The sequence below is a fragment of the Glaciecola sp. G7-5 genome (genome assembly GCF_055808975.1).
In genome coordinates this window covers 316,734-338,499 of record NZ_CM147892.1, presented here as the reverse complement: position 1 = coordinate 338,499, position 21,766 = coordinate 316,734, and the positions used below count along the sequence as shown (strand labels likewise).

The 21,766-nt window shown below is 42.3% G+C and carries 22 protein-coding genes; 17 read left to right on the top strand and 5 right to left on the bottom strand.

The features are described 5' to 3' along the window. Positions 1-61 precede the first annotated feature (61 nt). The 4 genes from AC0L6H_RS01405 to AC0L6H_RS01390 all read right to left on the bottom strand — a co-directional run bounded on the left by AC0L6H_RS01405 (position 62) and on the right by AC0L6H_RS01390 (position 3,956). Complete coding sequence (locus tag AC0L6H_RS01405) at positions 62-1,420, bottom strand: hypothetical protein (RefSeq protein WP_473392116.1); 1,359 nt, start codon at positions 1,418-1,420, stop codon at positions 62-64. Positions 1,421-1,463: 43 nt separating this feature from the next. Then, on the bottom strand, positions 1,464-1,943 hold the full coding sequence (locus AC0L6H_RS01400) for a methyltransferase family protein (RefSeq protein ID WP_473392115.1): 480 nt from the start codon (positions 1,941-1,943) through the stop codon (positions 1,464-1,466). A 9-nt stretch (positions 1,944-1,952) separates the two neighbouring features. Further along, positions 1,953-2,666 carry a DUF8198 family protein gene (locus AC0L6H_RS01395; protein WP_473392114.1) on the bottom strand — a complete coding sequence of 238 codons (714 nt, stop codon included), beginning with the start codon at positions 2,664-2,666 and terminating at the stop codon, positions 1,953-1,955. Between the two features lie 117 nt (positions 2,667-2,783). Continuing rightward, positions 2,784-3,956 (bottom strand): hydroxymethylglutaryl-CoA reductase, encoded by a 1,173-nt coding sequence (locus AC0L6H_RS01390; RefSeq protein ID WP_473392112.1) that lies wholly within the window; start codon positions 3,954-3,956, stop codon positions 2,784-2,786. A gap of 292 nt (positions 3,957-4,248) precedes the next feature. On the opposite strand from AC0L6H_RS01390, the gene AC0L6H_RS01385 reads away from it, so the two are divergent. The 8 genes from AC0L6H_RS01385 (at position 4,249) to AC0L6H_RS01350 (ending at position 11,986) form a co-directional block, all read left to right on the top strand. Further along, entirely contained in the window at positions 4,249-4,710 is a 462-nt protein-coding gene (locus AC0L6H_RS01385; protein WP_473392111.1) for an SRPBCC family protein, read from the top strand. A gap of 33 nt (positions 4,711-4,743) precedes the next feature. Next, positions 4,744-5,967, top strand: coding sequence for a saccharopine dehydrogenase family protein (locus AC0L6H_RS01380; RefSeq protein WP_473392110.1), 1,224 nt, complete (start codon positions 4,744-4,746; stop codon positions 5,965-5,967). A gap of 170 nt (positions 5,968-6,137) precedes the next feature. Continuing rightward, positions 6,138-8,927: a monovalent cation/H+ antiporter subunit A gene (locus AC0L6H_RS01375; RefSeq protein ID WP_473392108.1), complete on the top strand. Its 2,790-nt coding sequence runs from the start codon at positions 6,138-6,140 to the stop codon at positions 8,925-8,927. Beyond that, entirely contained in the window at positions 8,927-9,295 is a 369-nt protein-coding gene (locus AC0L6H_RS01370; RefSeq protein ID WP_473392107.1) for a Na+/H+ antiporter subunit C, read from the top strand. The genes AC0L6H_RS01375 and AC0L6H_RS01370 overlap by 1 nt, the downstream gene beginning before the upstream one ends. Continuing rightward, complete coding sequence (locus AC0L6H_RS01365) at positions 9,292-10,818, top strand: monovalent cation/H+ antiporter subunit D (RefSeq protein ID WP_473392106.1); 1,527 nt, start codon at positions 9,292-9,294, stop codon at positions 10,816-10,818. The genes AC0L6H_RS01370 and AC0L6H_RS01365 overlap by 4 nt, the downstream gene beginning before the upstream one ends. Beyond that, entirely contained in the window at positions 10,815-11,327 is a 513-nt protein-coding gene (locus AC0L6H_RS01360; RefSeq protein WP_473392105.1) for a Na+/H+ antiporter subunit E, read from the top strand. The genes AC0L6H_RS01365 and AC0L6H_RS01360 overlap by 4 nt, the downstream gene beginning before the upstream one ends. Then, entirely contained in the window at positions 11,321-11,590 is a 270-nt protein-coding gene (locus AC0L6H_RS01355; protein ID WP_473392104.1) for a K+/H+ antiporter subunit F, read from the top strand. Before AC0L6H_RS01360 ends, AC0L6H_RS01355 begins: the two co-directional genes overlap by 7 nt. Before the next feature lie 9 nt (positions 11,591-11,599). Next, positions 11,600-11,986 (top strand): Na+/H+ antiporter subunit G, encoded by a 387-nt coding sequence (locus AC0L6H_RS01350; protein WP_473392102.1) that lies wholly within the window; start codon positions 11,600-11,602, stop codon positions 11,984-11,986. A gap of 50 nt (positions 11,987-12,036) precedes the next feature. On the opposite strand, the gene acnA is transcribed toward AC0L6H_RS01350, so the two are convergent. Further along, positions 12,037-14,748, bottom strand: coding sequence for an aconitate hydratase AcnA (gene acnA / locus AC0L6H_RS01345; RefSeq protein ID WP_473392101.1), 2,712 nt, complete (start codon positions 14,746-14,748; stop codon positions 12,037-12,039). A gap of 397 nt (positions 14,749-15,145) precedes the next feature. On the opposite strand from acnA, the gene AC0L6H_RS01340 reads away from it, so the two are divergent. From AC0L6H_RS01340 to AC0L6H_RS01300, 9 genes are all read left to right on the top strand, one after another. Next, the gene (locus AC0L6H_RS01340; protein ID WP_473392099.1) at positions 15,146-15,322 is read left to right on the top strand and encodes a DUF1328 domain-containing protein; all 177 of its coding nucleotides are present in this window, start codon (positions 15,146-15,148) and stop codon (positions 15,320-15,322) included. 78 nt (positions 15,323-15,400) lie between these two features. Further along, positions 15,401-15,586, top strand: a complete 186-nt coding sequence (locus AC0L6H_RS01335; protein ID WP_473394445.1) for a hypothetical protein — start codon at positions 15,401-15,403, stop codon at positions 15,584-15,586. Between the two features lie 54 nt (positions 15,587-15,640). Continuing rightward, entirely contained in the window at positions 15,641-15,790 is a 150-nt protein-coding gene (locus AC0L6H_RS01330; RefSeq protein WP_473392098.1) for an entericidin A/B family lipoprotein, read from the top strand. A 129-nt stretch (positions 15,791-15,919) separates the two neighbouring features. Beyond that, complete coding sequence (locus AC0L6H_RS01325) at positions 15,920-16,852, top strand: mechanosensitive ion channel family protein (protein WP_473392097.1); 933 nt, start codon at positions 15,920-15,922, stop codon at positions 16,850-16,852. A gap of 37 nt (positions 16,853-16,889) precedes the next feature. Further along, positions 16,890-17,243 carry a hypothetical protein gene (locus tag AC0L6H_RS01320; RefSeq protein ID WP_473392095.1) on the top strand — a complete coding sequence of 118 codons (354 nt, stop codon included), beginning with the start codon at positions 16,890-16,892 and terminating at the stop codon, positions 17,241-17,243. Between the two features lie 193 nt (positions 17,244-17,436). Beyond that, positions 17,437-18,402, top strand: a complete 966-nt coding sequence (locus AC0L6H_RS01315) for an endonuclease/exonuclease/phosphatase family protein (protein ID WP_473392094.1) — start codon at positions 17,437-17,439, stop codon at positions 18,400-18,402. Positions 18,403-18,454: 52 nt separating this feature from the next. Beyond that, positions 18,455-19,471: a mechanosensitive ion channel family protein gene (locus AC0L6H_RS01310; RefSeq protein ID WP_473392092.1), complete on the top strand. Its 1,017-nt coding sequence runs from the start codon at positions 18,455-18,457 to the stop codon at positions 19,469-19,471. Between the two features lie 670 nt (positions 19,472-20,141). Further along, positions 20,142-21,488, top strand: a complete 1,347-nt coding sequence (locus tag AC0L6H_RS01305) for a sigma-54-dependent transcriptional regulator (protein ID WP_473392091.1) — start codon at positions 20,142-20,144, stop codon at positions 21,486-21,488. Beyond that, positions 21,485-21,706, top strand: a complete 222-nt coding sequence (locus tag AC0L6H_RS01300) for a histidine kinase dimerization/phospho-acceptor domain-containing protein (RefSeq protein WP_473392090.1) — start codon at positions 21,485-21,487, stop codon at positions 21,704-21,706. The genes AC0L6H_RS01305 and AC0L6H_RS01300 overlap by 4 nt, the downstream gene beginning before the upstream one ends. The last annotated feature ends 60 nt before the right edge of the window (positions 21,707-21,766 follow it).

The following is a 21,766-nucleotide window of genomic DNA, read 5'->3' as shown; positions in this document are numbered from 1 at the left end:
TGGGCCAGACATTGGAATTAAAGCTTAAAGGTCCTAATTCAGCTAAGCAGCGCTAAATGCACTACTCAATTATCATACCTGCTGTTTTAGGATTGCTTAGTAATTCTTCAAATATTGTCCAACGTTTATCAATATTGTTGGCAGTGCCGCCATTTCTTTCAACATAGTCAGCGACTAAATCTCTGCCCAAGTTATAGTTAATGACATAGCTGCGATATTTGTCGACAAAGCGTGTACGTTGCTGCGCTTTTTCTTGTGTATATAACAGGTATTTTTGCATTATTGCCGCTGATTCTTCGCGGGTGATTTCCTTATTTAAATACAGTCTGGCTGCTTCATTCCCGGCATAAGATAAATTGCTGTAAACCTCGGCTACTTGGTAATATAAGTCCGCTTTAGAGACATCTAAACCGGCAAGAGGGAACAACACTTCTTTTTCAAAACGCAATCTTGACTCACCAGGGAAGGCGACATCAATGCCATAATTTGCGCTGCCTTCAGCAATCAACGATTGCGGTGAAAACAATTGATAAACTGAAAACTCAATCCACTTTTTATCCCTTACCAGGTTTTGTTCAAGAAGGGCGTTAAAAACATGATGGCCTGGATAGCCTTCGTGTGCTGCTAAATCCACCGCACGGCTAATATAGATTGGTAGGTCGATATTAATTTGTATCAGGCTTTGCGCATTACCTTGATAATAATTATAGCCAGACCATGCTTTGTCAGTCACATATTCAAGCAAAAAATTTTCGTTTTCGGGCAAGGTTATTTTTTCCGCGGTGCGTTTTCTCGCTTCTGCTATTGCCGCACGAAATACGCTATCTATTTTTTCTTTTGGGATAATAAATTGGCTTGTGAAATTAGTGTAACGAGTTTGCAGGTCTCCCTCGCCTGGGAGTAAGGTATCGAGTTGCTCGAGTAAATCGTCAAAGTGAAACAAATTAAAGTTAGGGGCCTGGGCGTCATAAAGTAGCTTTGCTTCTTCATCAAAACCATAGGATTTTCCTCCTAACATATTGATTTTAGTACTAATAGCGATAATCTGCTTTTTTAGCATAGTGAGTCTTGCTGATTGATCTGCTACCACTGTATCTGCGCTAAAATGTGCAAGCTCTTCGCGAAGTTTCGTCGCAATAGCACTGAATTCTTGAGCTGGAAAAACAGTATCCGCGTCGAGCGCTTTGGGGATAAACTCTTTCGGTCCGTAATAGGCATCGACCACATCACTATCAAATTGGCCAACGCTTAAAACCAACTTTACATAATCGGTGGCAATAGCATCAAGTGGGCGTTGGGCTTTTTCATGCGTGAGTTCTTGGCTTTTGTTCATATTTTCTTGTACAGAATGCGTTGTCGATTTATCCGTACAGGCAAACACACCTGTGGTTAATATAAGTATAAGGAGTAACTCTTTCACACTATTTCCTTTTATCGTGGTATACAAATGCGCTGAATCCTATTCAGATCCATGGCCTTGTTTTTTGCATATAGGCTAGATAAGTATCGCCAAATAAGCGTGTTAACATGCGTTCTTCGGGTTTAATTTGGAACTTATTCATGTAGGTAATAAAGCCTAACACTATTAACAAGGTGAGAAATATATTAGCGCGAAAATAAAGCCCACTCGCTAATAAAACTAACACGAGACCTACATACATCGGGTTTCGGGAATATTGAAAAATGCCATGGCTAACTAAACTAGATGCGTTTTCTATATTAACAGGGTTTACGGTCGTTCTGGCACGTTTAAATGTGATTACCGCGATTATACCAATCGCTGCACCAATCACGGCAAGCACAAAAGCTGCGAGCTTAGCATAAAATCTGTCGTCGATAGCCATGCCTGAGTCTGTCATTCTAGAAACCCCAAAAACAGCGATAAGGGCCACTAGAAAAACAACCACAGGCGGCACTTTTAATTCTAGTGAACGCAATTCCATATCATTTCCTTATATTGCTAGGTCTACCTGAGGTAGCGGATTCTCAGCAATGTCGTGAGCCCTAAACAATTGCTGCATGATTTGTCTTTCTTTGCTGATGATAGGGTCGATAAAATCATGTACCTTGCCTAACTTCTTGAACGATTTAAAACCTCGTTCTAAAAATTCATGCAAACTTTGAACGCCCGCAACTTTCGCCGGTTTTCTTGATAATAAGAGGATCGTTGAAATACCTGAAATTTTAACCACTTGGGCCAAATCTAAGCCAAGTTCTTCTAATAATTGAATTTGTTCGCTACGTTTTGCTTCGTTCGCCGACTGACGATAGCAGGTAAAATAACTTGTTCTATTTAGTTCGTCGTTTCCTAGCGCATGGATTAGGGCGATATCAAGCTCTAAAGACAAGCGATTAAGATGCAAAGCGGCTTGCAAAGACAACAAAGCTTTTTCAGGTAATATTTTCGCCATTTTGGGTACTACACGTGCTAATTCATCGTCACGTTGGCGAAAGTCTTTCGGCCCGTAAATTTCATCTATAAAAAATTGCATTGCGGGTTTAAAGCGCTTCGATTGCCATAAGTCGTCGTGGGTAATAAGGAGTCTTTGCGTTTGCCAAGACTGTAGGTGCCTAATTTTTTCGCTTAAGTTTTCGGCACTAACAAGCTGATGCATTTCTTGGGTTGCTTGCAGGTTTTCTATTATTTTTTCTAAAATCTTGGACATAGACAATAGTTACCATGCTTTTTACCGCTATAGCGATAGTTTATGGGTTAGGTTTATTACATTGTACGCAGTCAAAAAAGCCCGGTAAACACCGGGCTTATTGCTTTTTGTTTATTTCTAGCGGTTTCGGCCCATTTGGTCATGGCTACTGACCCAATGCCCCGCAATAACTGCACACCCCAACGAGATGTCACCTGCCAGTACAGTTGCCGCCACAATTTCTGCAAACTTATTGGCTTTGTCTTTGCCTACACAACCTAACATTTGCAAACATTCATTTTGCGTCGGTAAACCAGTGCCACCACCAAATGTTGCCACAATTAATGAAGGTAAGGTCACAGACATATACAAATCGCCATTATCGAGTAATTGATGCGAGAGCATACCAGCGTGTGACTCAACAACGTTTGCTTCGTCTTGCCCAGTTGCAATATATACCGAGGCTATGCCATTAGCAGAATGTGGACCATTGTATGCAGCGCCTGCCATCAGCGCACCCGTATTGGCTAAGGTGGTAGCCCCGGCGAGCATTTTAGTATCTACTTTCATGACCTTTGCTAGCACATCTTTTTTTAGAACGATTTCAGCAATTACGCGCTTGCCACGAGAATGCAGCATATTTAAATGAGAGTGTTTCTTGTCGGTATCCATATTGCCCGACAACATATAAATACAAGGGAAAGGGGAGTTGGCTTTAATCCATTCACATGCAACCAGTGTCGCTTTGCCCACCATGTTTTGGCCGGCAGCGTCGCCCGTTGTGTAATTAAAGCGTAAGTATTTTGTTTTAGATACCGACCACTGCTGTATAAACTCTAGCTTGCCTATTCTAGTGGTTGATTCTGCAGCAGCTTTTATTTTTTCGAAATTCTCATCAATCCAAATGCCGAAGTCCCTAGCTTTGCGCGCGTCGTGAAAAATAAATGCAGGGGCACGTTGCATCCAGCCTTCAACCACAGTCGTTTTTACGCCGCCACATTCGTTGATCACTCGCATACCTCGGCTATAACTTGCGACTAAGGTACCTTCGGTGGTTGCCATGGGGACATAAAATAGGCCATTTGCATGTTCTCCGTCGATATGCACAGGGCCCGCGACACCAACTGGCATTTGTACGATGCCAATAAAGTTTTCTACATTGCCAGGAAGCACGCTTGTGTCTATGCTGTATTGCCCTGTATGTACTAAGTCGGCGCCGGTTTTTTCTTTAATGAAATCACGGCGTTTTTTGGCCATTTCATCGGTATGGTCGTTTTGTGCATCGCGTGGAATGCGCATATCATCGCTCATTTTGTGCTTCCTTTTTTGTATTTATATCGCTTTAGGCTGTTGCGACTTGTCTATTCTATAATCACTACGGTATTAATATACACAAGTAAGGGAATGGAAAACAATTAAAACGACAAAAAAGTAACAAGTAATTAACATTTATGCTTGAAGTGGGTAATTATGGCCTTTGCCAACTAGCAAGCTCTGTTCTTCAACAATTGTAGTAATGTTAAGGGCTCTATACTACTATGCTTATGTAAACGTGTATTATTTTCCCCAGCATTGTGCTTGTTAATATTATTCAGGAGACATTATGACGGTAAAAGTAACCATCGATTTGGCCCGTAAATTTACAGTGAGTGCCGATATCGACACAGTGTACGCATTATTGTCGAACGTCCCAGCGTCGGCTGCGCACTTCCCTAAAGTGCAGACACTTAGTGAGATTGCCCCTGACACCTACCGCTGGGAAATGGAAAAAGTAAATTTAGGTACTAGTTCTGTGCAGACTAGTTACGCTTGTCTATATATCTGCGATAGCGATGCTAAAAGCATTCAATGGACACCCATTAAGGGTGAGGGCAATGGTGTTGTTTCGGGTAAGTGGACACTATCAGAAAACGAAAATGGTGTTGATGTTTCGTTTTCTACCAAAGCAGAGCTTACACTGCCCTTACCTGGTTTACTTAAAATGGCCATAAGTCCCGTGGTTAAAATGGAGTTCTCGGGTATGGTAGATACTTACTTGAGAAATCTTAAACGCGTGCTCGTATAGGTTTTATAGAAAAATAATAATAAGGATAAATAAATGCGGGATTACGATATTGTTCTGTTTGGTGCGACAAGCTTTGTAGGGCAGATTTTAACTGCCTACATGCTTGAGAAGTATCCTCTTGGTGGTGAACTTAAATGGGCAATTGCGGGTCGTTCAGAAGGTAAACTGGCCGCGCTAAAAACTTCTTTAGGTGAACTTGCTGCTGGCTTAGCTCTTATTAATGCTGATGCTGACGATACGGCTAGCATCAACGCATTGGTCGGTTCAACCAAAGTTATTATCTCTACCGTAGGTCCTTATGCTCTTTACGGTGAGCCGGTGGTAAAGGCCTGCGCAACACTTGGGACTGATTACTGCGATCTAACGGGGGAACCCCAGTGGATCAAGAAAATGGTTGACCAGTATCAAGATGCCGCAAAGGCGTCGGGCGCGCGCATTGTGCACAGCTGTGGTTTTGATTCTATTCCCTCAGATTTGGGCGTTTACTTTTTACAACAAGAGGCCAAACAGCGTTATGGGCAATACTGTACAAGCGTGAAAATGCGCGTAAAGGCGATGAAAGGCGCTGCTTCAGGTGGTACTGTTGCTAGTATGATGAATCTCATTAAAGAGGCTACCAAAGACAAAGAATTACGCAGGCTTTTGGCTAATCCTTATGCGCTTTGTCCTGAAGGGCATCCCTTTACGCGTAAGCAAAACGATTTAAAAACAATCGCCTACGACAAAGACATGCAAGCATGGGTGGCCCCCTTTGTGATGGCTGCAATCAATATAAGAATCGTACATCGCTCAAATTCTTTGCTAGGAAACCTGTATGGTGACGATTTTTTATATGATGAAGCGATGATGACCGGTAAAAGTATTCTTGGTGGTGTGGGTGCTGCTGCATTCTCTGCTGGTTTAGGTGGCTTTATGATCGCGGCCGCTATACCACCAAGTCGTTGGTTAATGGAAAAGACCTTTCTACCTAAGCCCGGCGAAGGGCCAAGTCCAAAGGCGCAACTCGAAGGCTTTTATGACTTGCGTTTTGTTGGTAAAACCTCAGATTCACAAGAGATTCGTTGCAAGGTTACTGGCGATAGAGACCCCGGTTATGGCTCGACAGCAAAAATGCTGGCTCAATCTGCTGTTTGTTTAGTTCAAGATATTACGCAAGAGGATAAAGCGGGTGGCTTTTGGACGCCCGCTAGTATATTTGGTAATCATATTATTGAACGCCTTGAGCAGCATGCCGGCTTAAGCTTTTCGAGTGAGTAAGGGAAATAGAGGTCTGCTACTTCGCATTATTCGTGCTTTTTTGCAAAGATCCCAAATTATTAAAAAAGTGTAATGATATCTATAGCTTTTTTATTAATTCATATTAAAGTACGGGCTTTTGTCAAAGTGCTTGATAAGCGCAACATTAAAATTTGGAGCACAATCAAACGATGAGCTTATTTTGGATTACAGCAATACTGCTGATGGGCGTTTTAGTGCCAGTACTGACCGAGCGGTTTGGACGCACTGTTAATACCATTTGCACTATGATCGCACCTGCGATTGCCTTAGCTTATATCATCACTTTACTACCGGCCGTACTCTCAGGAAATGTTGTTACTGAGTATTTACAATGGATCCCCTCAATTGGCTTAAGCCTGTCTATGCGCCTTGACGGGCTTGCTTTAATGTTCTCGTTGTTAATTTTGGGTATAGGCTTGCTCATTATATTGTATGCAAGGTATTACTTATCTGAAAAAGAAGCTGTGGGTCGCTTTTTTGCTTACCTAATTTTGTTTATGACGGCGATGTTATCCATCGTGCTTTCAAATAATGTGCTGCAGCTTTGGATGGCTTGGGAAGTAACGAGTATTAGTTCCTTTTTATTAATTAGCTTTTGGTCGTCTAAGTCAGAATCTCGTAAAGGCGCTCGAATGGCCCTCACGGTAACAGGCGCCGGTGGTTTAGCTTTATTAGCGGGTTTGTTGATAGTCGCAGATATGGTGGGCAGTTACGAACTGAGTGTAATATTAGCAAGCGGTGATTTAATTAGAGAGCACGCACTATACCCAGTCGCACTTATCCTAATACTCTTAGGTGCATTTACAAAATCTGCGCAGTTTCCTTTTCACTTTTGGTTACCCCATGCTATGGCAGCGCCTACGCCAGTTAGTGCTTACTTACACTCGGCAACAATGGTAAAAGCCGGAATATTTCTACTTGCGCGTTTCTACCCAGTCCTTGCGGGAACAGAAATGTGGTTTTTAATTGTCAGTATGACGGGCTTAATGACCTTATTATTAGGCGCCTATATTGCCCTATTTAAACATGACCTAAAGGGTCTTTTGGCCTACTCGACTATAAGCCATCTTGGGCTAATCACCTTACTGCTGGGGCTTGATACCAAGCTTGCGGCCGTTGCTGCTCTGTTTCATATAATGAACCATGCTGTATTTAAAGCCTCATTATTTATGGCGGCAGGCATTATCGACCATGAATCAGGTACGCGCGATATGCGTAAACTGAATGGATTGTGGCGCTTTATGCCTTACACGGCAACATTAGCGATGGTGGCCGCAGCATCGATGGCGGGCGTTCCACTTTTCAACGGCTTTTTGTCTAAAGAAATGTTTTTGGCCGAAACGCTACATGCATCAGCACTTGGTTTCTTGTCGTGGGTGATTCCGGTATTGGCTACGTTAGCAGGGATATTTGCGGTGGCTTATTCCATGCGCTTCATTCATGATGTATTTTTCAATGGCGATCCCATAGACTTACCTAAAACGCCGCACGAGCCGCCTCGTTACATGAAAGTGCCTATCGAGATACTCGTTGCCTTGTGCTTGTTGGTAGGTATTTTTCCAAACCTCATCATTGGCGATCTTTTGTCGTCAGCAGCGTCTTCTGTATTGATGACTGAACTACCCTATTATAGCCTATCGATATGGCATGGTTTTAATCTCCCCTTGCTGATGAGCGTAATCGCCATAGGCGGCGGCTTGTTAATTTATGCCTATCGTAATCATTTATTTCGTTTTCAAGCCCAATTTAAAGAGTCAGACGCGAAGTATATTTTTGAGGACAATATTCAGAAACTCGTGAATTATGCGACCAAAATCCATGAATATTTTAGCAATGGCTCCCTACAACGCTATATAGCCGTGATGTTGCTGTTTACGATTTTCATCACTGCAGTGCCGCTGCTTAATCTTGATACCGCAGACATTAATTTCCCTGACCAAGCCATTGGCGGAGTTGAAATAACAGCAGCTATCTTATTGTGTTTAAGTGCCATCGCTACCGTTATTTATCATCGCAAACGAATGATCGCGCTTATTACCTTATCGGTAGTGGGCTTAATTGTGTCAATTGCTTTTGCTCGATTTTCGGCACCTGATTTAGCCTTAACACAACTCGCAGTAGAGGTGGTGACGGTTATTTTACTGATGCTTGCGCTTTATTTTCTACCGCAAAAAACCCCCTCTGAATCCTCTCCCTCTCGTGTGGTGCGAGATGTTGGTATTGCTGCGGCAATAGGCGGCTTGGTTGCGACGATTAACTATGCCTTTATTACGCAACCTTTAGACAGTATTTCTTCGTTTTTCTTGGAGAATAGTAAAACTGGCGGTGGCGGTACTAACGCCGTAAACGTCATTTTAGTAGATTTCAGGGGCATGGATACCTTAGGTGAAATTCTTGTCTTAGGCATTGCCGCACTGGGTATATTTAAATTGTTGGCACGAGTGCGTTTGTCTATGCCAACGGCAAATTACAGAGGGCTAAAATGGTCTTTGGATATACATCCGCCTATCTTAACGATGATATCGCAAAGCCTGTTGCCACTTGCTTTATTGGTTTCGTTTTATATATTTTTGCGCGGACACAATATGCCCGGTGGCGGATTTATTGCTGGCTTGATCACTTCTGTTGCCATTATCCAGCAGTATATAGCACACGGCGTAGAGTGGGTTAAACCTCGTATCAAAGTGGATTATCAAACCTTGATTGCATTGGGTGTGCTTATTGCAACGCTGACCGGCATTGGTAGTTGGTTCTTCGACCGACCCTTTATGACAACCTGGTTTGATTATTTTGATATTCCATTTATTGGTGAAATCGAATTAGCGAGCGCCTTGGTATTTGATTTAGGTGTTTATTTAACGGTGGTAGGTGCCACATTACTCATTTTGGCGAATTTAGGTAAGCTTACCTCAGTTCATCGCCCAACTGCGGAGGATTAATGGAAACTGTATACGTAATTTGTGTTGGCGTTTTAACCTTTTGCGGCGTGTTTTTGTGCTTGCGGGGGCGCACGTTTTCAGTGGTAGTTGGCTTAACGATGTTGTCATACGCGGTCAACTTGTTTCTATTTTCTAGTGGCCGTTTGAACCTTGATGGCGCAGCAATATTGGGAATGGCTGATAAATACGCAGACCCCTTGCCCCAAGCACTTACCTTGACTGCTATTGTTATTGGTTTTGCAATGATTGCTTTTGTGGTGATTTTAGCTATTAGGGCGCGTGCTGATCTTGGCAATGATTTTGTAGACGGAAGAGATCCTCCCGATAGTGACAAGTTCATAAACAAACCGGGCGGGGATAAAGCATGATGCAACATTTGCCTATTCTTCCAATCTTAATCCCATTGTTAGGTGGCTTGTTTCTGTTGTTGCCACCCTTTGCTGGGGTGAAGAAATATCAACATAGGCGAGTTGCTGCTTTAGTGTTATCACTTATGCAGATGGTTTGCGCTATAGTGCTTATGCAACAAGTGCTACAAAACGGTGCCATGATGTATGCGGTGGGTGACTGGCAACCTCCATTCGGCATAATTTTATACGTCGATCAACTTGCCGCCATGCTTGTGGCGCTCACTAGCTTTTTGGGTTTGGGCGTAACCATATATTCGATTGGCGGAAGCGACCGCGACGGTAAGTACTTCCACCCACTTGTGCAGTTTCAGTTATTGGGCATCATTGGTGCTTTTCTAACCAATGATTTGTTCAACCTCTTTGTATTTTTTGAAGTATTATTGATTGCTTCTTACACCTTGCTTATTCATGGTGGTGGAAAGCAGAAAACCGCGGCGAACGTACATTACGTTATTCTGAATTTAATTGGTTCGAGTTTGTTTTTGTTTGCCTTGGGTACGCTCTATGGGGTAACCGGTACGCTTAATATTGCCGATATGGCATTGCGTATTCCTGAGTTGTCAGATAGCCAAGCGCAAATTGCACAGGCTGGTGCTTCGTTAATGCTCATCGTGTTTGGTTTGAAAGCGGCTATGTTGCCTCTTCATTTTTGGCTGCCCCAAACTTATGCTGCGGCCAGTGCCCCTGTTGCTGCCCTTTTTGCGATAATGACCAAAGTAGGGGTATATTGTATATTTCGTGTCTATACCGTTGTATTTGGTGAGCAAGCCGGTGAATTAGCGAATATGGCTCAGCCATGGATTTGGCCACTAGCCATTCTTACTGTTGTTATTGGTACAATTGGCGCGTTAGCGAGTCCTAACTTACGTTCTTTGGCCGGCAATTTGGTGATTGTGTCAGTGGGTACCTTACTTATTGCCTTTGCTCTAGGTACGCCCGAGGCGTCTGCTGCAGGCTTTTTATATCTTATTCATAGTACTTTGGTTACTGCTGCCTTGTTCTTGCTTGCTGATATGATTGGGCAGCAACGAGGTAGGGCCCTTGATTACTTCGTTATTGCGAGAAAACTTCAGCAGCAATCCTTATTCGGCATACTCTTTGTCATTGTCGCTATGGCGGTGGCTGGCCTGCCTCCGTTCTCTGGCTTTTTAGGGAAACTTGTTATCTTGCAATCTGCCATCGACTCTGAGCAACGCACGTGGGTATGGTTTGTGATTTTGATATCGAGTTTAATGACGATAATCGCCCTATCTCGGGCTGGTACAACTTTGTTTTGGCGTACTTCTCAAAGCAACGATAACGACAATTCCCTTAGCGTTTCGAAGTGGCAACTAAGTGGGACTTTGTTATTGTTATTGGCTTCACCACTTATTGCATTATTTGGTGCAGGTATCATCGACTACACAAATAGTGCTGCGGCTCAACTGCACGATATTGACTCTCTCATCAACATTATGAATTTAGATGGAGCTTCACAATGAGTATATTTTCAGGTGCAATGTCTCGTTTATTACCTATGCCAATGCATAGCTTGTTGCTGTTCATTGTGTGGTTGATGTTAAATACGACCTTGAGTTTAGGTCATATACTATTGGGCAGTGTGTTGGCTATTTGTATTCCAATATTATGTGAGCCCTTACGTGTTCCCCAGCCAAAAATAAAAAGGCCTTTTAAAGCAATTACTTATACATTAGTTGTACTCAAAGATATCTTAGTGGCGAACGTCGAAGTGGCGTTTTTAGTTGTTGGCCCGATGCGCAAAATTAAACCGGGCTTTGTGGCCGTTCCTATCGATTTACCCGACATGTTGCCAATTACGGTACTTGCTAGCACCGTCACCATGACGCCGGGTACGGTAAGCGCAGAGGTATCAAAAGACAAAAAATGGTTATATGTTCACGTGCTCAATATGCCTGAGAATGAACAAGAAGTGATCGATTTAATCAAACAGCGTTACGAGTCGCGTGTTAAGGAGATATTCGGATGTTAGAAATAGCTGTGTTGCTGGTTGCGGGTATGCTCAGCCTTGCGCTGGTACTAAACCTTTGGCGTCTAATTATTGGCCCTCACGTAGTCGACCGGATCTTGGCGCTCGACACGATGTACATTAACAGTATTGCACTTATTTTGCTGTTTGGCATTTACAACAAAACGCCTTTGTATTTTGAAGCGGCTTTGCTTATCGCGATGTTGGGCTTTGTAAGCAGCGTTGCCTTTGGTAAGTATTTACTGCGCGGCGATATAATTGAATAAGGAAGCGTTATGAGTTTTACCAGTGAACTAATAATATCTATACTGCTTATTCTAGGCGGTTTGTTTGTGCTAGTAGGTTCCATTGGATTGCTTCGCTTGAAGGATTTGTACGTGCGTTTACATGCACCAACGAAAGCGACAACGCTCGGCCTCGGTAGCATCTTAATCGCCTCTATGATTTATATGTATGATTCACGCGGCCATTTGAGTGTTAACGAGCTACTGATTACCTTGTTCTTAGTCATTACCGCACCGGTTACCGCGCACATTCTTGCTAAAGCGGCGATGCACAATCGTGTGAAATTGATGAAAAATACCCGCAATGCGCACTTAGTGGAGTCAGCGCGTATGCAACAGCCACCCCAAGCACCTAAAGCTGAAGAAGAGGAAAAGTAGCAAAAGCCACTTTTCCCTTCACCCACGAATGAGCGGGTATTAAGTTTTGCCTACAGCAATGAGCGAATCACATATTGCAAAATACCGCCATGACGGAAATACTCAAACTCGTTGGGCGTATCGATGCGAATGTCGGTCATAAACCGCGTGGTGTTGCCATCGTGTCTTGTGACCTTAACTTCTGCTTCTGTTTGCCCGGCTTCAATGGCTTCAATAGAGAATGCTTCAATCCCGGTCAAATCATAAGTATCAGCGCCTTCACCCGACTTAAACTGCAGGGGTAATATACCCATGCCAATCAAGTTTGAACGGTGGATACGCTCATAAGTTTGTGCGATAACCGCTTTTACGCCAAGTAACAATGGTCCTTTTGCAGCCCAATCGCGCGAGCTTCCTGTACCGTATTCTTTACCGGCAATAACGATACTTGGGATGCCATCTGCGGTGTATTGTTGCGCCGCTTCAAACACACTCATTTGTTCCCCGCCCGGTTGTTTTTGGGTAATACCGCCTTCCGTACCAGGTGCGAGTTCGTTTCTGAGGCGCACGTTGGCAAAGGTTCCACGCATCATCACTTCGTGATTTCCTCGGCGTGAACCATAGGAGTTAAAGTCTTTTGGTTTAACACCATTGTTTTGTAAATACTCTGCCGCTGGCGTACTTTTGCCTATCGAGCCGGCTGGCGAAATATGATCCGTCGTTACGCTATCTGCAAGTTTTAGCAGACAACGAGCGTTTTCAATACTTTTAATTGCAGGTGCGTCAACTTGCATGCCGTCAAAGAAACTGGGTTTTTTTACATAAGTGCTTTGGGGCCATTCGTAGATGGAAGTGTCAACCGTAGGTAAGTTATCCCAAATATCTCCGCCTTCATAAATGGAACTATATTTATCCGAAAACATTTTTTTAGTTACCACACGAGTCACAATATCTTGCACTTCTTTTTGGCTAGGCCATAGATCTTTCAGATATACTGGCTTTCCATCTTTATCTTTACCCAATGCTTCGGTGGTGATATCAATATTCATATTTCCTGCCAAAGCATAGGCAATTACTAAAGGCGGTGATGCTAAATAATTCGCTTTCACATCAGAGTGGATCCTGCCTTCAAAATTTCGATTACCAGAGAGGACCGAACTCACGGTTAAGTCTCCTTGCTTGATTGCGTTTGAAATTGCCTCGGGCAAGGGGCCTGAATTACCTATACATGTTGTGCATCCGTAACCTACCAAATTGAATCCTAGTTGATTGAGCTCTTTTGATAAGCCTGCTTCGTTAAGATATTCGGTTACGACTTGAGATCCCGGAGCGAAGCTAGTTTTGACCCATGGTTTTACCTGTAGACCTAGGCGATTGGCTTTTTGTGCGACTATCGCAGCCGCAACGAGTACAGAAGGGTTTGATGTATTCGTGCAACTGGTAATTGCGGCAATGACAACAGCGCCCTCGTTAAGCTCAAAGTCTTGACCTTTATATGCACAAGAAACGTTGGACTTCTCTCCAATATTGTTAACGCCTCCTTCTTCATCAAAGCGCTCTTTGGATTTTTCCTCCGGCTTGATAGCTAAATCTCGTTGTTCTTGTACCCATGTTTTAAAGGCGCTTGCCGCTTGGTCTAATGGTATTTTATCTTGAGGTCTTTTGGGGCCTGCAATACAGGGAACAATACTACTTAGGTCCAGACTCAAGGTTGCATGGTATTTCGCATTTGCCTGGGCTTCGCTTCCCCACATGTCTTGTGCTTTAGCATATTTCTCAATAATATCGATTTGTTTTTCACTACGGCCGGTTAATCTAAGGTAGTCTAGTGTTTGCTGGTCGATAGGGAAAAGACCGCAGGTTGCTCCATACTCAGGTGACATATTCGCAAGAGTCGCACGGTCAGCTACTGTTAAATATTTAAGTCCTTCGCCAAAAAACTCTACAAATTTACCAACGACTCCAAATTGACGGAGTTGTTGGGTAACAGCTAGCACTAAATCCGTAGCGGTGGTTCCGGCTGGTAATTTACCTTTTAACTCCATACCGACAACCTCAGGTATAAGCATAGTCACAGGCTGTCCTAGCATAGCCGCTTCTGCCTCAATACCACCTACGCCCCATCCTAATACCCCTAAGCCATTAATCATCGTGGTGTGTGAATCAGTCCCTACCAATGTGTCAGGGTAGAGAACGGGCGTTTTCTGCTCATCATCAACAAAAGTAACACGCGCCAAAAACTCTAAATTAACTTGGTGCACAATCCCTTTGCCAGGCGGTACAACTTTAAAGTTATCAAAGGCATTTTGTCCCCATTTCAAAAATTGGTAACGTTCTTTATTCCGCTCAACCTCAAGTTTTGTATTGTGTTCAAAAGAGTCTTCTTGACCGTACTCGTCAACCATAATTGAGTGGTCGATTACTAAATCTACAGGCTTGAGTGGATTGATTTTATTAGGGTCACCGCCTAAGTCCTGCATGGCGTTGCGCATTGCTGCTAAATCGACAACAGCTGGCACGCCGGTAAAATCTTGAAGAATGACTCTGGATGGCACAAAGGCTATTTCTGTCGTAGAAGGACTTTTGGTATCCCATTCTACCAAGGCCTTTATATCGCTTTCTTGCACGAAGCTTTCGTTGCTGTGCCTTAGAAGATTTTCGAGAAGAATTTTGGCTGTAAGTGGCAAATGCGATATATCGCTTTGTAGGTTAGATAGCTTGCAATATTGGTAATTTGAACCATTAATTGTGAGTTCTGAAATATAGTTATTTGCCGTAGTCATTGTATTTTCCTTGTTGTTAACCTGCTAAATATATAAACCCTCTTTTATTAGCTTTTGCATCTCAAGTGAGATAGATATTGCCTGCTAAGAACCTTGAAGAACCGCTTTTTCTCCAATACTTATAAGAGTCTTTAAGCAAATTCAATGCAATTATTTTGCCGTTTATATAATCATTACGTAACGCACTCTCAAAAGGGCGTAAACACCTAGCACCTAAATTAGCTTAGTACAATTTAGGTAAATTATTCTCTTTACACTGTAAAAAATTCTCAAACTTACGTAAATTTTGAATAGATAAAAAATAAAGCCAATAAAATCAATGATTTAAATTTTGGCATTGAAATGGCATAAGTGAAAGTGACTTTAACAAAACGATATAAATACTAAGGAGAATCCTATGTTAGGTTGGGCAATTACATTTTTTATTATCGCTATTATTGCAGCAGTTTTTGGTTTCGGTGGCATCGCCGGCGCAGCAACTGGAATAGCACAGATTTTGTTTTTCATCTTTATTGCGCTGTTAGTGATTTCACTAGTTGCAAATGCACTACGAGGCAAAAAACCTTCAGCATAGACATGTGAAGGGTATATAAAGACAAATAAACTAACTATTTTAAGATATTTATAAAAGGAAATTATTATGAAGATTACCATGAAAAAATTTAGCACACTTTTACTAAGCAGCATGTTTGTATTTACTTTAGCAGCATGTTCAGACGGCCCAGCAGAAGACGCTGGTGAAGAGTTTGACCAAGTAGTTGAAGATGCGGGTAACGCAGTCGAAGATGCTTGTGAAGACGTGAAAGAGAACGTTGATGCAAAAGACAAAGATTGTTAATTAGATATAGCCCGCTTTGGCGGGCTTTCCCTCAAATATTCAAGGAGTAAGAACATGATCTACAGACACAGAACAAGCTTTGCAATATTGCTCAGCACCCTACTTTTACTATCAGTAGGCTGTGCAACCATTGAAGGCGCGGGTAAAGATATTGAAGCTGCAGGCGAAAAGATTCAGGAAACCGCTGAAGACGCAAACGAATAATGATCTATCTCATTACGAATGCCAAAGCGCCGCATGCTATAAAAGCGCCGCATCTTAGATGACGATTCGCTTTAACACATACAAATACAAAACCACCGTTCAACAACTACCAGAAAAAACGGAAACATCATGGAATTTGAAGCATTAAATAACTTTTGGAAGCTGATCCACGGAAAAGTGGAGAATTGGCTCGAGATAACAATAAAGCATCTACCTAATCTTGTAGTTGCTTTGGTGATGATATTCGTCTTTGCCATCATTGCCCGCATCGCGGCTCATTTAATGTCGAAATTACTCCATAGAGTATTTGAATCAACGCAAATTGCAGATTTATTGACAGCAATTTTTAAGGCTTTAGTTTTTATCGCTGGTGTTTTTATCGCTTTAGACTTTCTTGGCCTGACCGGAACGGTAACGTCGTTGTTAGCGGGCGCAGGGATCATAGGCTTGGCGATTGGTTTCGCATTTCAAGATATGACGGAAAATCTCATTGCTGGTATCGCAATGGGCATTCGAAAGCCTTTTGAAATAGGTGATGTAATAGAAGCTGATGACGTTTTTGGTACGGTAAAATCGATAAATCTTCGAAACACTTTGGTTGAAACATTTTTTGGGCAAATCGAAATCATTCCCAACAAAATTTTGTTTCGCAACATCATTACCAACTATACCACTACCGGTCAACGCCGTATTGAGATACCCGTAGGGATATCTTATGCCGATGATGTGATGAATGCGTCTGATGTTATTAAAGATTGTTTATCTAAAGAAGACTTTGTATGTGAAGGCACTGAAGTAGAAATCTTTGCGGAAGGTTTTGGCGACAGCAGTGTAAATTTACTGGTGTGGTTTTGGATTAACTACCCAGGGCAAGTGGGCTTTATGCAAGCAAGACATAAAGCAGTGCATCAAATTCACCAGGCGTTAGCACAAAACGACATCTTAATTCCGTTCCCTATTCGTACACTCGATTTTGATGCGAAGGGCGGAGAAAAGCTAAGTGCGATGTTGTCAAAACAGAAAACGCAAAGCACTGGAGCCAAAAATGAGTCGGCTGCGTAAGCAAAACATTTTTCAATTGATTCATGAGGAGATTAAAATGAAATTTATCAAAAACAAAACATTAGTCGTTATAACGAGCGCTATGATCAGCAGCTTTGCGATGGCTAGCACCGACATGGTTGTTGACGAAACCACACCAGATTCTGTGTTACTGGAAGGTAAAGATTTAGATGCTATGGCGAAAGTGATTGAACCAAGTACTACCTTGACCATGACAATCGCTGGGGTAGAAGAAGAGATAGAAGTCACAAGTAAAGACGGCGAAACCCAATTAGTCGTTGAAGGTCTTACATCAAAGGATGCTATGATAGTGAAAGAAACCTTCGAAAAAGCGGTCGGTAACGATGGCACTGAACTTACCCTTGTGGAAAAAGTAGCCGATCCTCAGTAGTGTAGGGAGAGAACGTTAACACCCTAGATTAGTAGAGAAAAATCGATCGACCCTTTTGAGGCGCCAATGGGCGCCTCAATTTTGTTTTAGCGACGCTTCTTTGGTTTGGCAAAGGTTGGGTGTATATTGGTAACTAAAATCATATCCTTGATGTTTGATTGGCGTGCTTTTTTACAACGGAATATAACTACTTATGCTTATCACACTTTTGATTGCCACTTGCCTTTTGCTAATGGTGACCTTCCTTCCCTTGCTACAGTCAAACCATTGGGTTTGCAGAGTTTGGGAATTTCCTCGCGTACAAATAAGTATCCTTATTTTTGCTAATATCTTACTCAGCTTCTTTTTCTTGCCTCCAATTTGGGCTTATCCCATTGTTGCCATATCAATCATCTTGTTGTTTTACCAGTTGCATTGGGTTATCCCATTTACTCCTTTAGTAAAAGCAGAAGTTGAAAAAGTAAGCCCTAGCGAAGATACACCTCAACTCAAAATAATCACAACAAATGTGTTGATGACTAATCGGTCATCAAAAAAGCTACTCGCGCTAGTAGAAAAATACCAAGCAGACGTTTTAGTCACACTCGAAACGAATCAGTGGTGGGAAAACGCACTTAAGCCGCTTCACGAAGATTATCCTTTTAGAGTTGCCAGAGCCTTAGACAACCTCTATGGCATGCACTTGTATAGTAAATATGAACTCAAGAATATTGAAGTACTTAATTTAATAAAAGAGGGGATTCCTTCTATTCATTGCGAGCTGCAACTTAACGACAATACGGCAATAAAGTGTCATTTCATTCACCCTGAACCACCAAGTCCAACCGAGAGCGAAACCGCAAAGCCAAGAGATAAAGAGCTTATGCTTGTTGCCAATATGGTGAAACCCAAAGAGCAAGCAACAATTGTGAGTGGCGATTTGAATGATGTTGCATGGTCACCAACCACCCGTTCTTTTCGCGAAAAAAGTGGTCTTCTTGACCCTCGAATCGGCAGAGGGTTCTTCAATACTTTTCACGCCCAGCATGTATTAGCGAGATGGCCTTTAGATCATATTTTTCATTCTGATCATTTTAGATTAGTCGAGTTGAAAAGATTGTCGAGCATTGATTCTGATCATTTTCCTCTTTTTAGCCATTTAGCTTTGCTAAAGAAATAAGTACTGATTGTTAGCCATTATATGTCCGTTTACCTGAATGAGAATTTACTAAATGAAAGAGACTTTTGATTTAATAATAGATTATCTAAATATGATTTTGTTTACGATTAAAGGCGTAGATATTTCATTGGGTGATTTGTTGCTTGTCCCTGCTTACATCATTATTGCCATCGTTGGGGTCAGATGGTTAGTGAAGTTTCTTGTCTCGAGGCTGCAAAAGACAGGTTTGGCGCCCGATATTGTTCATCTTGTTAAGCGCTTGCTGTATGTGCTGGCGATTATTGGCATAACGATTACAACCCTTGATTTTATTAATGTCCCTCTTACCGCCTTTGCCTTTGTTTCAGGAGCGGTCGCTATTGGTGTTGGTTTTGGTGCGCAAAATATTATTAATAACTTCATCAGTGGTTGGATACTTATGTGGGAGCGCCCTATTCGAATCGGCGATTTTTTAGAAGTCGACGGCGTAGCACGAGGCACTGTTGAAACGATTAATACCCGCTCTACCCGAATACGCCGCACCGATGGCGTACATATGCTTATTCCAAATAGCAAGTTATTAGAGAATACAGTGGTTAACTGGACCTTAGTAGATACCCTCATTCGAACAACAGTAAAAGTAGGAGTTGCCTATGGCTCTGATACGCATTTGGTTAAAGAGCTTATTCACAAAGCGGCTACCTCACAATCAGACGTGCTAAGTAAACCTGAGCCCGTAGTTATTTTTGAAGACTTTGGTGACAACGCACTGGCATTTGAGGTTTATTGCTGGGTAAGTGCGACTGTTGAGCGTGATTTACGGGTAATCCGCAGTAACATTCGTTTCGCCATTGATGCGTTATTTGCGCAAAACAATGTCGTGATAGCGTTCCCGCAGCGTGACGTTCACCTTGACGGCCACATCACCGTCTCATCTAGTAAAGGCGAGGCCAGTGGTAGTGAGCTAAGTAATAAAGTTGAAAAGAAAAAAGACGTCACTATTCCCAACACGACTCCCAAAACTGACGCAACAACGCTTGATACCGCAGAAAAGGATAATTCGTTAGATGTTAAAAACACGAAACCTTAACAATCTCGGCTCTGCTACACTAATTTACTTTAGATAAACCATGACGAACTTATGCAATTAATTAAATAGCCGCGGCAATGCAGCTATTAAGCAGAGTGTGGGCTGGTGACAGTAAAAGCCAGCGCGGTACGGTAGATGAAAAGTAAAGTCACATTATTTGAAGCTAGAGTTGCTCGCAATGTTTTGGTCTCGTACCAACGCTTAGACTTAGGCTCACTGTGTTGTAAATCGTCACAGAATCCGAGTAGTCATTATTCGCGGTGACGATCTTTCTCATCTTTAGCGAACGCAATAAACGCGACCACACCAATGATGCTGGCCAAGCCAAAACTGCTAGCGAAAAGTAACAGTGGAGATGTGTCGGTCAAGCCTAGCACTTTTAAGCAAAATATAAGTACCGCAAAAAAAGTAAGATTGCTAAACCTATTTTCATTTTATTTCTCCTTAAATGTCATGTAGATTAGGCATTTAGAACATACCCTTGGGATTTAGGGTTGCATGATCAAGGCCAAGATTGGATGTTGATTAAGTAATTGAATTAATTGAAAATAACATTTTTGGCTTTAGAGCCGAACAAAGAATTTTGTAAATATTACACAGTAAATAAAGACACCATTTGTAACAACACCGTGCATAAAAAGCACAAAACACAATTTGTAGGGATACCTAATTGAAATCTATTTTGTTAATTGACGACGACCCAGACTTTACTGAAGTTGCTAGCCATATTATTGAGTTTTTAGGCCACATGGTGTCAGTCGCAGAAAGTGTTGAAGATGCCAAACAGTGGTTAGAAACCAATGATTTCGATCATTTACTGATTGATTTCATGCTTCCTGACGGCAGTGGTTTGCATATTTATGAGCATTTACAAAACAAAGGTAGAATGCCTAAGGTTACTTTTATAACGGGTAATCCAAAAATAAAGTCGGCTATTAGTCATATTGCTGGCCCGTCTGTCAATTACCTCATGAAGCCTATTGAGCGTGAAGATTTCGAGGCGGTGTTAAATCCGAAAAAAGCCAAAGTAAATACCAGTAACGCAAAAGCCAAACAAACACCTACTGTTGAGCCAGATTTGCATTTTGATTGCTTGATTGGCGAGTCAGCCCCTATGCAAAACCTTTACACCATGATTGAACGCGTCGCGGCGAGCAAAGCTAATGTAATGCTTATGGGAGAAAGTGGTGTAGGTAAAGAACTGGTCGCTGAAGCAATTCATAATGCAAGTAACAGCGCGGGCGATCTTATTGCGACCAACTGTGGTGGTCTGTCAAAAGAGCTGATTGGTAGCGAATTGTTTGGCCACGAAAAAGGTGCTTTTACGGGTGCCGTTGGGCAAAAGAAAGGCGTGTTTGAGCGCGCTGAAAAAGGCACTTTGTTTTTAGACGAAGTAACCGAAATGCCGATAGACATGCAGCCAAATTTGTTACGAGTACTTGAAACCAAACGGGTCAACAGAGTGGGTGGCACGCAAGAAATTCCTATCAATTGTAGAGTAATAAGTGCAACAAATAGAACCATGGAACAAATCGCAAATGAAAATATACTGCGCGAAGACATTTATTTCCGTTTAGCCGTGTTTCCAATTGACATACCTCCTTTGCGTGCCAGAAAAGAAGATATTGAGCTTTTAGTCGAAAAGTTTCTTGCCGACCTAAACAAAGAACACGGCGAACAATACCGCATCAATGCTCAGCAACTCGAACAGTTAAAGCAACACGACTGGCCTGGAAATGTTAGAGAGCTGCGCCACACTTTGCATCGCGCATTTATCATGAGCAAGCCTGGAACAAAATCTTTAGAGTTGCCAGATAGCTTTGAATCACCGTTTTCTCAAAAACAAAAATCAAGCAATGTCATGAGCGCTGGCAGTACCATCGAGCAAGTTGAGAAAGCCCTTATTTACGCCACCTTAGAAGAGGTTGACGGAAACAAAACGAGCGCTGCAGAAATGCTCGGGATTTCAACAAAGACTCTCTACAACCGCCTTCATGCTTATGGTGAACCAATATGATTGACTTAAATGAACGTATTCATGACATTCGCAAACCTTTGAATAACATTAGCATGCAAGCCGAGTTGGTTAAAATGATCAATGAGGCCTCAAACAATGAAGAAAAACTTGGCACAGCGGCGGAAAAAATAATCCAAAACGCCAAACTATGTAGTGAAATGCTACAAGCGCTTTTCGAAGATCTAAACGCTAACCAATCATCCTCAAAGTCCAAATGAGTCCACAGGTCAAAAGCCGAGATTCCACCGCTATCCTTAACTGGGTCGTAATAGCCATAC